The organism is Amycolatopsis thermoflava N1165, from assembly GCF_000473265.1.
In the GTDB taxonomy this organism is placed as follows: Bacteria; Actinomycetota; Actinomycetes; order Mycobacteriales; family Pseudonocardiaceae; genus Amycolatopsis_E; species Amycolatopsis_E thermoflava.
In genome coordinates this window covers 4,466,831-4,480,934 of record NZ_KI421511.1, presented here as the reverse complement: position 1 = coordinate 4,480,934, position 14,104 = coordinate 4,466,831, and the positions used below count along the sequence as shown (strand labels likewise).

The window sequence follows — 14,104 nt, the reverse complement described above, 5'->3', positions numbered from 1 at the left end:
GCGCTCGCACAAGATGGGTGTCTCGTCCTGTGTCCCCCGCGCGGAGGCCCGGTTGTCCAACTTTCCCTGGGAAATCGTCCTGGCCGTGCTGGCCCTCGTGGTGCCGGTGTTCGCGTTTCTGTGGGAGTTCGTGTTCGTCGGGCGCAAACGGCTCGGCTACCGCGTGCAGGTCGACACCACCGCGCGGCAGGAGGTCGCGGCCGAGAACGCGGGCGCGCTGCAACGCCTCGACGACAAGGACGGCAAGGCGCTGACCGACCCGTCGTTCGTGCTGGTGCGCATCGAGAACACCGGCACGACGAACATCGACAGCCAGGACTACGCCGTCCTCGGCAACGTCCAGGCCGGCGTGAAGATCAACTTCCCGGACCGCCGCGTCGCCGGCATGGTCGTGACCGAGCTGAGCGACGACTTCCTGCGTGAGAACTTCGGCGAGAACTCCGGTCTCGGCGTGGACAACATCGTCGACAGCGACGGCCGCAACGTCGGCGTCATCCAGCTGCCGAAGGTGCCGCTGAACCAGGGCCAGCACTACAAGGTGCTCGCGGTGCTCGACCGCGCCGGGCCGAAGGTGAAGAAGTGCCCGGACCCCGAAGTGATCGCCGGCATCAAGGGCGGTGTGCGCAACGGCGCGATCCAGGAGACCAAGAGCCGCACCGGAATCCCGCGCTGGCTGACCGTCCTGGTGTACCTGCTGGTGTCGGTCGCGCTCGCCGAACCGTTCGTGATCGGGCTGGCCACGCAGGACCCGCCGCCGCTGGACTGCGCCTCCGGATCGCTCACCGTCACCGGCTCCACCGCGTTCGCCCCCGTCGTGCGAGAAGCCGCGGACTCCTACGGCCGCACCTGCCCCGGTGCGCAGTTCACCATCGAGATGAGCGGCAGCACCGACGGACTGGAACGGCTCAACGAGGCCAAGAGCGGGGACGTGCTGGCGTTCTCCCACGGGGTGAAGGGCGACCGGTCGCCGCAGTTGCTGCCGCGGCCGATCGCGTTCCTGCTGTTCACGATCGTCATCCACCCGGACGCCGGGGTGCGGGACCTGACCGCGGCGCAGGTGCGCGACGTGTTCGCCGGGCGCGTCCGGAACTGGAAGGAACTGGGCGGCGCGGACCAGGAGGTGCGGATCGTCGACCGGGAAGCGCTTTCCGGCACGCGGACGACGTTCGAGCAGCAGGTGCTCGACGCGATCGAGCCGGGGGAGAACTCCAACGACTGCGTCGAGCGGCGGCGCCCGGGCACCGGCGCCGACGTGATCCGCTGCCGCCGCAACGACACCGAGTCGCTGCTCGACGCCGTGGCCGCGACGCCGGGCGCGATCGGCTACAGCGAACTCGGCGCCGCGGCGAAGCGGGCGGACGTGCGCACCGTCTGGATCGACGGCCAGCAGGCGAGTGTGCAGGGCGCCGACCACGGCGTGTATCCGTTCTGGCAGACCGAGTACGCCTACACCTACGGCGAGCCGAAGGCCGACTCGCTCGCGGCGAGCTTCCTGCGGTACCTGACGAACCAGGTGGGCGCCGACATCGTCCGCTCGCACGGCGACCGGCCCTGCGCCGAGCTGGCGAACCCGGTGCTGTGCCGTCCGCAGACGTGACGGAGCGCCGGGCGGGGTCGCCCGGCGCTCCGCTCAGGATTCGAGTCCGGCAGCCTGCTCGAGCCAGTTCGCGAACAGTTCGTCGTCGATCTCGGCGGGTTCCCGCAGCTTCACGCTCGCCATGCCGCGCGCTCCCGGCTGCAGGCGCCCGGACGGGTCCGTGATCTCCTGTCCGCGCCAGAAGCCGAACGTGACGTGCTTGGCGTAGGCCTTGACCAGGCACACCGCCTGCTTGCCGGGCGCGGGGCCGAGGCTCCACACCGGGTGGCCGTGCCACACGGCGCCCGTTCCGGGCAGCGCGGTCTCGATCAGGCCGAGCAGGCGCTCGGCGATCTCGCGCTGGGTGGCGGGCAGCTTCTCGACGTATTCGGTGACAGTCATGGCAAGACCTTTCAGCGGAGACGGGCGGCGACGACGGAGATCCACAGCATGGCGGCGATGGCGCCGACGGCGAGGGTGAGCGAACCGGCGGGGCCACCGGCCATCGCCCAGCCGTCGCCGACGAGCAGCGCGGTGCCGGCGAGGTGCGACAACACCGCGTCGCGACCCGAGAACCGGCGTCCCAGCACGTAGCAGGCCGCGATCAGCGACGCGAAGGTCACGGTGCCGGCGATCATGTGCCCGACGCCGTGCCAGGACAACCCGACCGCGTCCATCGGGAGGACCCCGGCGGCGACCAGGCCGACGCCGGCCGCCAGCACGAGCCGTGGCGCCCACCGGCCGGGCAGCCCCTTCGCGCCGGCCACGGTGAGGACGCCGGCGACCACGAAGTTGGCGATCTGCAGCCAGCCGAGCGAGCCGGTGCTCAGCAAGCTGAGCGGGTGCCGGGTGAGGTCGAAGCCGTCGCGCGTGGCGGCCTGGGCCAGGGAGACGGTGGCCCACAGCGGGCCGGCGACGGCCAGCGCGGTCGGACGGGACGCGGTGGGCCGGAGGGCGGTGGTGGTCATCTCGGGTTCCTTTCTCGGATGCTCACCCACACGTCGTTCGGGCGATGTGACAGGGAATGCGCCGCTAAGCTGCGCCGATGCGATACCTGATGATGCAGATGGCGACCGGTCAGGCGCCCGACGAGAAGCTGTTCGCCGAGATGGGCAAGTTCATCGAGGAGATGACCGCCGCCGGTGTGCTGCTGGCGACCGGCGGGCTCGACCCGGCAGGCACGCGGGTGACCTCCGAGGGCGACGAGATCACCGTGACCGACGGCCCGTTCACCGAGGCCAAGGAGTCGGTCGGCGGCTTCGCGCTGGTCGAGGTGCAATCCAAGGAGGAGGCCGTCGAGCTGGCCCGCCGGTTCCGCCGGATTGTGGGGGACGGTGAGAGCCGGATCCACCAGGTGTTCGGGTGACCGACGTCCGCCGCACGGTCGACGCGGTGTGGAAGCTGGAGTCGGCGAACCTCGTCGGCGGGCTGACCCGCCTGGTGCGCGACGTCGGTCTCGCCGAGGAGCTGGCCCAGGACGCGCTGGTCGCGGCGCTGGAGCAGTGGCCGTCGTCGGGCGTGCCGGACAACCCGGCCGCCTGGCTGATGACCACCGCCAAGCGTCGCGCGATCGACCACCTCCGGCGGACCGAGCGGCTGGAACGCAGGCACGAGCAGCTCGCGCGGGAGCTGGCGCAGCCGCGGGACGTCGAGCACGACGACGTGCTGCGGCTGATGTTCCTGTCCTGCCACCCGGTGCTGGCGACCGAGCAACGGGTCGCGCTGACCCTGCGCCTGGTCGGGGGACTGTCGGCGGCGGAGATTGCGCGAGCGTTCCTGACCACCGAGCAGCAGGTCGCGCAGCGCATCGCGGCGGCGAAGCAAACGCTTGCCGGAGTGCCGATCGAGCTGCCCGAAGGCGCCGCTGTGGCCGAGCGGCTGTCGTCGGTGCTCGGGGTTGTGTACCTGATCTTCAACGAGGGCTACTCCGCCACCGCCGGGGACGACCTGATGCGGCCCGGCCTGTGCCAGGAGGCGCTGCGGCTGGGCCGCCTGCTGGCCGAGCTCGCGCCCGACGAGGCCGAGGTGCACGGGCTGGTCGCGTTGATGGAGATCCAGGCCTCCCGGGCGGCCGCGCGCACCGGGCCGCGCGGGGAACCGGTGCAGCTGCACGAGCAGGACCGCGGGCGCTGGGATCCCTTGCTGATCCGGCGCGGGTTCACCGCGATGCTGCGGGCGCGCGACCTCGGCGGGCCGCCGGGGCCGTACGTGCTGCAGGCGGCGATCGCGGTGTGCCACGCGCAGGCCCGCACCGCGGCGGACACCGACTGGCGGCGGATCGCGGTGCTCTACGACGCGCTGGTCCGGTTGCTGCCCACGCCGATCGTGCGGCTGAACCGGGCGGTCGCGGTCGGCCGCGCGCACGGCCCTGCGGCCGGGCTCGCGCTGGCCGACGAACTGCTCGCCGACCGCGCGCTGCGGGACTACCACCTGCTGCCCAGCGTGCGTGGCGACCTGCTGGCCGAGCTGGGCCGGAACGCCGAGGCGCGGGTGGAGTTCGCGCGAGCCGCGACGCTGGCGAAGAACGCGGCCGAGCGCGACTTCCTGCTGCGGCGCGCGGACGAGCTGGGTCCCGTGGCGCCGGTGGCGACGCTGGGGCGGGCGGCGGCGGACTTCCTGGCGCGGGACGACCTGGACGCCTCGACGCTGCGGTCTTACGGCCAGACCCTTCGCCGGCTGTGCCTGGCGCTGGGCGACCGGCGGCCGCTGGAGTCGCTGACCGGGGACGACGTCACGGGCGTCTTCGAGGTGGCGTGGGGCGATGCGGCGGCGAAGACGTGGAACCGGCACCGGTCGGCGGTCCGGTCGTTCGGGGCGTGGGCCGGGCGGCCGGAACTGGGTGACGGCTTGGAGCGGCGCGCGGAGAGCCGGTCGCGCGTGCCGGGCCTCGCCGACGACCAGCTGAGTCGCTTGTGGACGGTGGAGGCGCCGGTGCGGGAGCGGACGTTGTGGCGGTTGCTGCACGAGTCGGCCGCCGGGGTGCGGCCGGTGCTGTCGCTGAACGTGGAGGACCTGGACCTGGCGGAACGCCGGGCGCGGGCGGGTGCGCGCTGGGTGACCTGGCGCTCCGGCACGGCGCGCCTGTTGCCCGAACTGCTCGGCGGGCGCACCCGCGGCCCCCTGTTCCTGGCGGACCGCCGCCCCGGCCCGGCACGCATGCGGCCCGCGGCGGACCTCTGCCCGGACACCGGCCGCGGACGGCTGTCCTACGAGCGCGCGGAGTACCTGTTCAAACAGGCGACGCGCGCGCTGGACCCCGCCGGGCGCGGCTTCACGCTGCGGCAACTGTGGTCTGCGCGGGGCGCGTAGTGGTGGGCCTGCACGGCTGGGGCGGGTGATGTTCGTTGGTCGGGCGCGGCTGCACGTCTTCCGGTCACCGGCGCCGCTCATGAGCGGTGGTTGAGGTCGGGCCTGCGATGGAAGTTCAGGCCAAGGCCAGCAACGGCAGCCACTCCCGATCCACGCCCTCCGCCGTGAGCAGCGCGGCCAGCACTCCGATGGCTCCGGTGAGTAGGCTGAGGTCCGTCATCGCGAGCACGTCGGGCAGCCGCGCGTGCAGGAACCGGAGCAGGCGGTCCCGCAGGACGCCGCCGACGGGGGAGCGTCTCGCGAAGGCGTCGGCGATCAGCAGGACCCCCGCCGCGCCGTGGCAGAGGCTCAGCGGGTTGTCGCTCAGGTGCACCTCCTCGTCGTACGCCGCGCACAACGTGTCCATCGCCCGCAGGCCGGCTTCCGCGAACGAGCCGCCCGCCGTCCACAGTGCCCACGAGATCCCGGGCGTGCCGTAGCACCACGCCTGCCGCCTTACGACCGCACGCCGTGCGCCGTCCGGGCGGGACCGCCACGACACGACGCCCAGCTGGTCCGTCTCCTGGTGCTCGACCAGCCACGACGCCAGATCCGGCGCCCCGCCCGGCCCCAGCACGGCCAGCGGGCCCGCCACCCCGTGCGCCAGCCCGGTGACGACCGCACCCCGCGCCCACGCCGGCGCGGCCCCGCCGATGCGGAAACCCTCGGGCACAGCCAGTGCGAGCAGGTGTTCCCGCGCCGCCTGCGCGCCGGGCAGCACCGCCAGCAGCCCGGCCGGTCCGGAAACCAGGTCGTAGTCGGCGAACCCGACCTCGCGCGACCGCCAGCGGCCGCGCGCCGCCAGCCGCGCCGCGGTCCGGTCAGCGAGCGGCCCCAGCGCGGGATCGACCCGCGCGGCCAGGCGCAGTCCGGCCAGGACCCCGGCGAACCCGCCGTGCAGGCCGGCACCCGAGCAGCGCGGGATCGCCCGCAACCAGGCCCGCAGCGCGGCCCGGCTCGCCGGGTGGTCGCCGAGCAGCGCGGCGAGCACGGCCGCCCCGGCATCGGGTGCGGCCGTGCTCGCTTCCTGCTGCTCGGTCCAGGTCGTGAGGACCGTGGCGGCGGCGCCGGTCAGCTCCCGCGCCATCCCGTACCGGTCAGCACACGAACCAGCTCGACTCTTCGTCACCGCAATACCCGCTGCACAGCAGCAGGGAGGGCGGCTTACCGGTTTCCGGGTCCCCGGAACTGCTGATCCGCGCGTCCAGCCGCTCGACCAGACCGTCCAGTTCGGACAGCTCCAGCGTGGACTCCATGATGAACTCCTTCCGTTGGGTTTCCTCTACCCACCGACTGCGGTGGTCTCGGGGGCGCGCCGCGCGCGCCGGGTGGTGATCCGCTGCCAGGCGGCGGTCACGTCGTCGGCCAGCCGGCCCGGCGAGGCGCCCAGCGGCAGCCGCACCACGACCTGCGCCGCTCGCCGGGATCCGTCCACATCGGACACTGTCAGGTCGTCGGGAGCGGGCAGCATCTCCTCCAGCACCAGGCCGCCGACCGCGGGGTCGGCCAGCATCCGGTCGAACACCCGCAGCGTGGCGACGCTGTCCAGGTCGACCGGCTGGGACCGGCGGCCGTCGCGGGCGAACACCCACCGCGGCGCGCCGGTCGCCAGCCGCAGGTCCGCCAGCGCCCGCATCCGCGCGAACCGGTCGCCGCCCGGCTCCGGCAGCAGGTCCCGGCCCGCGAACACGGTCGCCGGGGCGATCACCAGGTCCGGGTCGGCCAGCAGGCGCGGCGTGCGGGCGCGGCCGGGGAACGCGGCGCGCGGATCGCCGAACCCGTGCGACACCGCGAGCCGCCGGGCCGGGGACGCGGCGGTGAGCAGCGAAACCACCAGGTCCCACGGCGGTGGTGGCCGCCGGGTCGCGTGGTAGACCGGCCACAGCACCTGGCCCGCGCGGTCCTCGGCGATCACCCCGCGCGCGTCGCGGCGCAACGTGATCTCGTCCAGCGGCAGGTAACGGCGCATCCCGGCCGGATCGTCCACATAGGTCGCCGGGTCGGCGTCGCCGGTCCAGGTCCGCGTGTAGCGCGGGCGGCGGACGGTGTTGGCGCCCTGGCTGCCCTGCGGCGGCACGAGGACCTCGACGAGCTCCGCGCCGCACCGGGCCGCGGTCTCGGTCAGGAACGCGCGGTGCGCACTGACCTGCGGGACCTCGCCGTGCAGGCTCTGCAGCGCGGCGGCGAACCGCGCGTCCGTCACGCCCGCCGGGGTGACGGCCTCCAGCACGGCCCGGCCTCCCGGCAGCGGGCGGAGCAGGCAGTCGACCGGCCACGGCGACGGCCGCGCGGGCGGTGCGCCGAGGTAGTCCAGCACGGCCGGGCCCAGCTCGATCTCGCTTTCGCCGGCGTGCCTGGCCATCCACTCGCACAACCGCTGGTAAGTGGTCCGCGGCCGCGGTTCCGGCCACGCCGAGCCGGGCAGGGCGGGCCGGGACGGTTCGCCGGAGTCCAGGGCCTCCGCGACGATCTCCGACAGCGGCCGCGGCTCGGGGCCGACGAGGTCGAGCGCCGGGTGCGACCGGCGGTCGGCGATCACCGCGGCGAGCCGTCCCGCGTGGGCGACCAGCTCGGGCAGCCGCGACGGCACCGCGACGCCGCCGTGTGCGCGCCGGTAGACGTCGGTGAACCCGGAGCCGGGCCCGGCGGCGACCCGCCAGCGGTGCAGCCGCCCGGTCGGCGCCGACGACACCTGCACGAGCCCCAGCTGCGCCAGGTGCCGCAGGAACTCGCGCAGCACCGGCTTGCGCCGCGCGTCCGGCGCGAGCAGCGTGACGACGTCCCGGGTGCGCATCGCCCGCGCGCCGAGCACCCGGCACAGCGCGTCCACCACCGGCGTGCGCCGGATGTCGCCGCGGCGCACCGCGTCCGGCCCGTCGTGGTCGGCGACGTGCCAGCACAGCCGGTCGCCCTCCGTCCACCGCAGTGCCGTCAGGCTCAGCCACGCGTCCGGCAGGATCGGGGCCGCGGTCAACCTGCGGCGGTCCTCCTGGATGTTGCTGAGCCGGTGCACCGCGTGGTCGCCGACTGTCAGCGGCCCCGGCCCGGTCCCGGCGAGGGCGACGTGCGCGAGCCAGCCGCGCGGGGTGGTCTTGAACGCGGCCCGGAACAGCAGCCGCAGCAGGTGGTCGGCGCGTTTGCGCAGTGCTTTGCCGGTCCACGGCTCACCGGCGGCGAGCCGGGCGCGGATGTCCTCGACGACCCCGGGCGCGGTGGCGGCGACCATGCGCGCCGCCTCGGGGTCGCCGCTGATCAAATCCCACACCAGGCCGTGGTGCATCCGCGCGGTCTGCTCGACCGCGTCGTGCAGCGCGGCGGTCTCGGCGGCCAGCGCGTCGCCCCACTCGGCGATCCGCGCCAGCGGCCGGAAGGCCAGGTCCCCGGGCTGGACGAACTCGCCGCGATGCAGGCGGCGCCGGACGTCGAGCGCCTGCCGCCGCGCCTCGCGCGGCAGGGCCGGGACCAGCTCCACGCCGATGCGCTCGGCCACGTCCGCGGCGCACGCGCGGTAGGCGGTCTCGGCGCGGATCAGGTGACGCATCCGTTCGGTCAGGTCGGGCGTGCCGAGCGCGGCGGGCAGCGCCGCGGGCAGGCCCGCGACCCTCACAAGCACGGGATCACCGACCAGGGCGGGATCAGTCATCGCCTGCCGCCAGTGACTCGGCGATCAGGACCTGCCTGCCGAAGCTCAGCTTCCCGCGGTTCCAGTGGAACACCACGTAGTAGCAGGCCGCCTCGCGTGGGCCGACGCGTGCGCCGTCCGCGGTGAAGTAGTGGGCCCACCACCCGTCGAGCAGCGGCCGGACCTCCTCGGCGTGCCGCTCGGCCAGCCGCCGGGCCGGCCCCGGCACGGTGGCGGCCAGCTCGTCCGGGTGGTTCCACCACCGGCGCAGGCCGGCCGCGGCGACGGCGGTGTCGACCGGCTCGGGGTGCCGCCGCCCGGTCTCGCGGACCCGCGCCCACACGTCCCGGTCCTCCCAGCCGGCGATCCGCAGCCCGTCGAACACGCCGCGCAGCATCAGCATCGACAGCGCCCACGGCGGGCAGCCGGACGGGCGGGTGTGGTGGTCGAGCCAGGTCAGCGAATCCACGGTGAACAGCCGGTGCGCCCACGCCATCGACGCGGGACCGCCGAACAGGTGCGCCTCCGGCTCGTACACCGACGGCACCGCCCTGGTCACCAGGCCGATGTCCTGCCACAGCCGGATCCGCTTGCGCAGCAACGCTTCCACATGCTCGGCCTGTCCGGGCGCGGGAGCCAGGCGCAGGCGCAGCCCCGGCGGCTTGTGCATCACGAAGAAGTCGTCGATCGTCTGCTGCCACAACCAGTCCCGGGCCAGTGCGGCGATCGCGCCGTGCAGTTCCGGCAGATCCGGCGTTTCCAGGCCCCACTGCACCCACCGGTCCTCCTCGGCGGCGAGCGCGGCCGCGCCCGCGGTGAGGAACGTGGTGAGCTCGCGGCTGGTCCGCCCCTCGGACAGCGCGCTGACGCAGTCGGCGAGGAAATCCCGCATGGGCACGGACTTCTCCCGCAGGCGCACGGTCGCAGGCACCGTCATCTCGCCTCCCGAAAGGAATTCTCGAAACGGTTTCCGGAAATGCGGAAATCCATATTCAGTCTGTGCCGGGAGGTGGACGGCGGAAAGTGCGGGAACGGCTTTTCGCCGGGTCGAACGACCCCTGAACGTGGTGACCTGGCAAGCCGCGTCCGGCGCCGGGACACAGGGTCACGGCAACCGGACGCGGTTACTCACACCGGTCAGCGCGGAACCGCTCGGGTCAGCGGTTTCGCCACACCGGCTTCCTTTTCTGCGCGAACGCCGCCGGTCCTTCGAACGCGTCCTGGCTGACGAGGAGTTCGTCGAGCGCGGGCGAGGGGTGCCGGACGGCTTCCACGGTGTCCGCGAACCCGTCCGCCTCCGCCATGATCCGCAGCGAGGTGCGCACCGACGTCGGTGAGCCCTCCAGGATCGCGGCGGCCACCTCGCGCGCGACCGCCAGCGCCTGCCCGGCCGGCGCGACCCGGCTGACCAGGCCGTAGGACTCGGCCTCCGCGGCGGACAAGCGCCTCCCGGTGAGGATCACGTCGCCTGCGACCTTCGCCGGGATCGCGCGCGGCAGCCGGACCAGCCCGCCCGCGGCGGCGACCAGGCCGACCCGGACCTCGGGCAGGCCGAACTGCGCGGTCTCGTCGGCGACCACGAGGTGGCAGGCGAGGGCGATTTCGCAGCCGCCGCCCAGCGCGAACCCGTTGACCGCGGCGATCACCGGCTTCGGCAGGGACTCGCGGCTGGTGAGCCCGGCGAACCCGTTCTTGGGCACCCACATCGGTTTGCCGCTGGCGGAGTAGACGAGGTCGTTGCCGGCGGAGAACGCCTTGTCGCCGGCGCCGGTGATGATCGCGACCCACAGGTCCGGGTCGGCGAAGTAGGCGTCGAACACCTCGTCCAGCTCGGCGTTGGCGGGCGGGTGCAGGCTGTTGCGCGAGTCCGGGCGGTTGATGGTGACTTCGAGCAGGTGCCCGTCGCGGCGCACCAGGATGTGCTCGTAGTCGTCGCGGAAGCCCGGCGAGCGCGGCGGGAACAGTTCGTCCATCCGCTCCGCCGTCATCGTGACCCGGTTGCCGAACCCGAACGAGCGCACGTGGATCTTGCTGCCGATCGGCTCGCCGTCCAGCAGGCGGCCGATCGTCTCCTCGTCCTTGGTGGAGGCGAGGAAGCGGCGGCCGTCGTCGAGCCGTCCGATGACCACGGCGCTGCCCGCGGCGTGCTGGACGGTGTAGGTCTCCAGCGTGGCCCAGCCGTCCGGGTGCACCGCGGTCGGCACCGCGGGGCGGGCGTCCAGCTCGGCCTGCAGTTCGGCGCTGCGGCCGGGGCGCCACGGCGCCGGGGTCGTGGAGTACACGCCGGCGGAGTACTTGGACAGCATGCCGCCGTTGGCGCCGACCAGGCCGATCGCCCCCGGCTGCGCGCGCAGCCGCACGACGGTCTCGGCGATCGCGTGGGTCGAGTAGTTGTTCCCGGGGCCGCCGAAGAACGGCAGGCCGCCCGTGACGGTGAGGCCGCGCGGGTCGTCCGGGGCCAGGCCGAGCCCGTCGCAGACGGCGAACACGGCGACCGGGAAGCAGCTGTACAGGTCGATGGTGGCCAGGTCGCCGACCCCGATGCCGGCGAGGTCCAGCGCGTGCCGCACCGCCAGCACCGCGGCGGGCGAGCCGCTCAGGTCCTCGCGCTCCAGGAGCGGCTGTTCCTCCAGGTCGGCGTGACCGTGCAGGAACACCCACTTCTCCTCGGGCACGCCGAGCCGTCGCGCGGCGCCCACTGACATCAGCAGCACCGCGGCGCCCTGGTTGACCTGCTCGCGGGCGATCAGGAACCGCGTGTACGGGTCGGCGATCGGGCGGTTGCGCTCGGTCGGCGTCGCCAGCTCGCGGGCGTCGCGCCGCACCGGCGCGGCGGCGTGCGGGTTGGCCGCGGCGACCGCGGTGAACGGCGCGAACAGCTCGCCCATCGCCAGCGCGTAGTCCTCGCGGGACAGGCCGAGCCGGGCGCGGCGGGCGTTTTCGAACAACGCGTACTGGCTGGTGGGTTCGAGCAGGCCGTGCGCCAGCATCTGGCGGTTGGCCAGGCCCTTCAGCCCGAACCCGCGGTCCTCCAGGTCGCCGTCGACGTGCTCGGTGAAGTCCGGCTTGTCGTCGGCCTGCTGCAGGTGCCGGACGGTGGAGATGGCCTCCGCGCCCGCGATCAACGCGACCTCGGCCCCGCCCGCGGCGATCGTCCCGGCCAGTTCGGTGACCAGGTGCTGGGGCGACTGGCCGCCGGTGACCTCCAGGATCGCGCGGGCGGGCGCCGCGCCGATGCGGTTCGCGACCGAGCGCGGGAAGTTGTCCGACCGGCCCAGCGGCGAGTGCGAGATCGGCGTGGAGATCTCGAACTGGCGGATGCCGGCGACGGTGTCGACGGCGGACGCGATGTCGCCGGGGTCGGCGCCCGTGTCGGCGAGGGCGTCCCGGGCCGCGGCGGCCGCGAGCTCGACCGCGGACAGCCCGCGGTAGCCGGGGTCGTCGATGCGCTCGGACGCCTGGCCGACGCCGACGAGGACCGGCGTCCGGTGATCGAGAGAGGTCATACCGAACGGTAACCCGGCGGCGCGGTCTCGATCACCGGTCCCGGATCACGAACTTTGCGCGATGTTGACCATCCACGAGACGCCGAACCGGTCCAGGCACGCGCCGAACTCGTCGCCCCACATCTGCTTCTCCAGCGGGACGGTGACCGTGCCGCCGTCGGACAGCTTTTCCCAGTAGCCGCGCAGCTCGCCGGCGTCGTCGCCGCTGAGGCTGATCGACATGTTGTTGCCGGGCTGGTGCTCCATGCCGGGCGGGGTGTCCGAGGCCATCAGCGTGAAACCGCGCTCGGTTTCGAGCTGGGCGTGCATGACCTTGTCCGCGTCGGCGCCCTCCATGCCGCCGAAGTCGCCGAAGGTGTTGAGGTTCAGCTCGCCGCCGAAGACCTGCCGGTAGAACTCCATCGCCTGCCGCGCGTCGCCGGCGAAACTGATGTACGGGTTGAGCCGCGAAGCCATTTCCGGGTCTCCCTCCATCGCGAAGGGGGCCAATCCTCGCAGACCGCCCTGCCTGCGACAACACCCTGCGGGGTAGGAAAACCTCCGCCACAATCGGCCCGTGACCGGGTCGGTTTGGTACGTGGGTTACGGGTCCAACCTGCACGCCGCGCGGCTGCGGTACTACCTGGAGGGCGGCACGCCGCCGGGCGGGCGGCGGTCGTGCCCCGGGTGCCGTGACCCGCGTCCGCCGGAGCGGATCGTCCCGCACTCGATGCCCGGCGGGGTGTACTTCGCGACCGAGTCCGCGACGTGGGGCGGTGGCCGCGCGTTCTACGACCCGTCGTTGCCGGGGACGGCGGCCTGCCGGGCGTACCTGCTGACCGTCGGGCAGTTTTCGGACCTGGCGGCGCAGGAGATGTACCGCGCACCGGACGGCGACCTGGACCTGACGACCGTGCTGTCGGCTGGCCGCGACGTGCTGGGGCCGGGACGGTACGAGACGTTGCTGCACGTGGGCGACCTGGAGGGGTTCCCGGTGCTGACGTTCACCGCTCCGTGGGCCGCCGACGAGGTGCCGTGGAACCCGCCGTCCGCGGTGTACCTGCGGATGCTCGGCGACGGGTTGCGGGAGTCGCACGGCTGGCCGCGGCCCCGCGTGGCGGAATACCTGTGCGGCCTGCGCGGGGCGGCGGGCTTCTGGTCGGTGGACGAGGTGGCAGACCTGCTGGCTCAGTAGGCCAGCTCGGCGAGGCGCTCCGGGTCGGAGATGATGTCGATCGCCGCGATGAGGTCGTTCACCACGGTGAACGCGAAGAGCGTCTGCGGGCGGCCGTCGCGCAGGATGAGGCGCCCCGCGACGCCGTTGACCAGCACCGGGACCGGCTGCCCGCCCTGGCCGGACTGCCGGAAGGTGAGCGCCTGCCCCGCCACCGCCTCGGCCCCGCGCACCAGCCGGGACGCGCTCGCCGGCAGGGCGGCGGCCTCGACCCGCAGCACCACATCCGGGTCCAGCACGTTGACCAGCGCAGCGAAGTTCCCGTCCCGCGCGGCGGCGAAGAACGCGTCCACCACCTCCCGCTGCCGGGCCACGTCCCCGTCCGGCACCGTCGGGCTGCCCTGGATCCGCCGCCGCGCGCGGCTCGCCAGCTGGCGGGCCGCGGCCGGTGTCCGGTCCACGATCGGGGCGATCTCGTCGAACGGCAGCGCGAACATGTCGTGCAGCACGAACGCCAGCCGCTCCGCCGGGTCGAGCGTGTCGAGCACGACGAGCAGCGCCAGCCCGACCGAGTCGGCGATCAGCGCCTGCTGCTCGGGGTGCGAGCCGTCCTCGGGGACGATGACCGGGTCCGGCAGGCGTTCCGGGTACTCCTCGCGGCGCGCCGACCGCGACCGCAGCATGTCCAGGCACACCCGGCCGACCACGGTCGTCAGCCAGCCGCCGAGGTTGCGCACCTCGCCTGCGTCGCTGCGGCTGAGCTTCAGCCACGCCTCCTGCACCGCGTCGTCGGCCTCGGTCAGCGAACCCAGCATCCGGTACGCCACCGCCCGCAGGTGCGCCCGGTGCGACTCGAACCGCTCGGCCAGCCACTCGTTCTCGGTCATACCGCTCTGACG

Annotated in this window: 13 protein-coding genes; 4 read left to right on the top strand and 9 right to left on the bottom strand. The window is 73.8% G+C overall.

Annotated features, from left to right (window positions below):
- The first annotated feature begins 52 nt into the window (after positions 1 to 52).
- Positions 53 to 1,597 carry a substrate-binding domain-containing protein gene (locus AMYTH_RS0122085; protein ID WP_027932156.1) on the top strand — a complete coding sequence of 515 codons (1,545 nt, stop codon included), beginning with the start codon at positions 53 to 55 and terminating at the stop codon, positions 1,595 to 1,597.
- 33 nt (positions 1,598 to 1,630) lie between these two features.
- Here AMYTH_RS0122085 and AMYTH_RS0122080 read toward each other — a convergent pair whose 3' ends face one another.
- Both AMYTH_RS0122080 and AMYTH_RS0122075 read right to left on the bottom strand, forming a co-directional pair.
- The gene (locus AMYTH_RS0122080) at positions 1,631 to 1,978 is read right to left on the bottom strand and encodes a DUF1801 domain-containing protein (protein ID WP_027932155.1); all 348 of its coding nucleotides are present in this window, start codon (positions 1,976 to 1,978) and stop codon (positions 1,631 to 1,633) included.
- 11 nt (positions 1,979 to 1,989) lie between these two features.
- Positions 1,990 to 2,544, bottom strand: coding sequence for a DUF998 domain-containing protein (locus AMYTH_RS0122075; protein WP_027932154.1), 555 nt, complete (start codon positions 2,542 to 2,544; stop codon positions 1,990 to 1,992).
- Positions 2,545 to 2,621: 77 nt separating this feature from the next.
- Here AMYTH_RS0122075 and AMYTH_RS0122070 point away from each other — a divergent pair, with 77 nt between their 5' ends.
- Together AMYTH_RS0122070 and AMYTH_RS0122065 are read left to right on the top strand one after the other, a co-directional pair.
- Positions 2,622 to 2,942, top strand: a complete 321-nt coding sequence (locus tag AMYTH_RS0122070) for a YciI family protein (RefSeq protein WP_027932153.1) — start codon at positions 2,622 to 2,624, stop codon at positions 2,940 to 2,942.
- The gene (locus tag AMYTH_RS0122065) at positions 2,939 to 4,885 is read left to right on the top strand and encodes a sigma-70 family RNA polymerase sigma factor (RefSeq protein ID WP_027932152.1); all 1,947 of its coding nucleotides are present in this window, start codon (positions 2,939 to 2,941) and stop codon (positions 4,883 to 4,885) included. The genes AMYTH_RS0122070 and AMYTH_RS0122065 overlap by 4 nt, the downstream gene beginning before the upstream one ends.
- A 115-nt stretch (positions 4,886 to 5,000) precedes the next feature.
- On the opposite strand, the gene AMYTH_RS50920 is transcribed toward AMYTH_RS0122065, so the two are convergent.
- The 6 genes from AMYTH_RS50920 to AMYTH_RS0122035 form a co-directional block, all read right to left on the bottom strand.
- The gene (locus AMYTH_RS50920) at positions 5,001 to 6,011 is read right to left on the bottom strand and encodes a lanthionine synthetase LanC family protein (RefSeq protein WP_027932151.1); all 1,011 of its coding nucleotides are present in this window, start codon (positions 6,009 to 6,011) and stop codon (positions 5,001 to 5,003) included.
- A gap of 10 nt (positions 6,012 to 6,021) precedes the next feature.
- A complete protein-coding gene (locus AMYTH_RS49580) occupies positions 6,022 to 6,180 on the bottom strand; it encodes a hypothetical protein (RefSeq protein ID WP_167344602.1) in 159 nt (52 codons plus the stop codon).
- A gap of 26 nt (positions 6,181 to 6,206) precedes the next feature.
- Positions 6,207 to 8,537, bottom strand: coding sequence for a hypothetical protein (locus AMYTH_RS0122050; protein WP_027932150.1), 2,331 nt, complete (start codon positions 8,535 to 8,537; stop codon positions 6,207 to 6,209).
- Positions 8,538 to 8,559: 22 nt separating this feature from the next.
- The gene (locus tag AMYTH_RS0122045) at positions 8,560 to 9,483 is read right to left on the bottom strand and encodes a thiopeptide-type bacteriocin biosynthesis protein (RefSeq protein ID WP_027932149.1); all 924 of its coding nucleotides are present in this window, start codon (positions 9,481 to 9,483) and stop codon (positions 8,560 to 8,562) included.
- Between the two features lie 220 nt (positions 9,484 to 9,703).
- Positions 9,704 to 12,052, bottom strand: a complete 2,349-nt coding sequence (locus AMYTH_RS0122040; protein ID WP_027932148.1) for an acetyl-CoA acetyltransferase — start codon at positions 12,050 to 12,052, stop codon at positions 9,704 to 9,706.
- Positions 12,053 to 12,097: 45 nt separating this feature from the next.
- On the bottom strand, positions 12,098 to 12,508 hold the full coding sequence (locus AMYTH_RS0122035; protein WP_027932147.1) for a VOC family protein: 411 nt from the start codon (positions 12,506 to 12,508) through the stop codon (positions 12,098 to 12,100).
- A gap of 100 nt (positions 12,509 to 12,608) precedes the next feature.
- Between AMYTH_RS0122035 and AMYTH_RS0122030 the strand changes: the two genes are divergently transcribed.
- On the top strand, positions 12,609 to 13,226 hold the full coding sequence (locus AMYTH_RS0122030) for a hypothetical protein (RefSeq protein WP_027932146.1): 618 nt from the start codon (positions 12,609 to 12,611) through the stop codon (positions 13,224 to 13,226).
- On the opposite strand, the gene AMYTH_RS0122025 is transcribed toward AMYTH_RS0122030, so the two are convergent.
- Entirely contained in the window at positions 13,220 to 14,092 is an 873-nt protein-coding gene (locus AMYTH_RS0122025) for a sigma-70 family RNA polymerase sigma factor (RefSeq protein ID WP_027932145.1), read from the bottom strand. The two genes, AMYTH_RS0122030 and AMYTH_RS0122025, sit on opposite strands and share 7 nt — an antisense overlap.
- Positions 14,093 to 14,104: the final 12 nt, after the last annotated feature.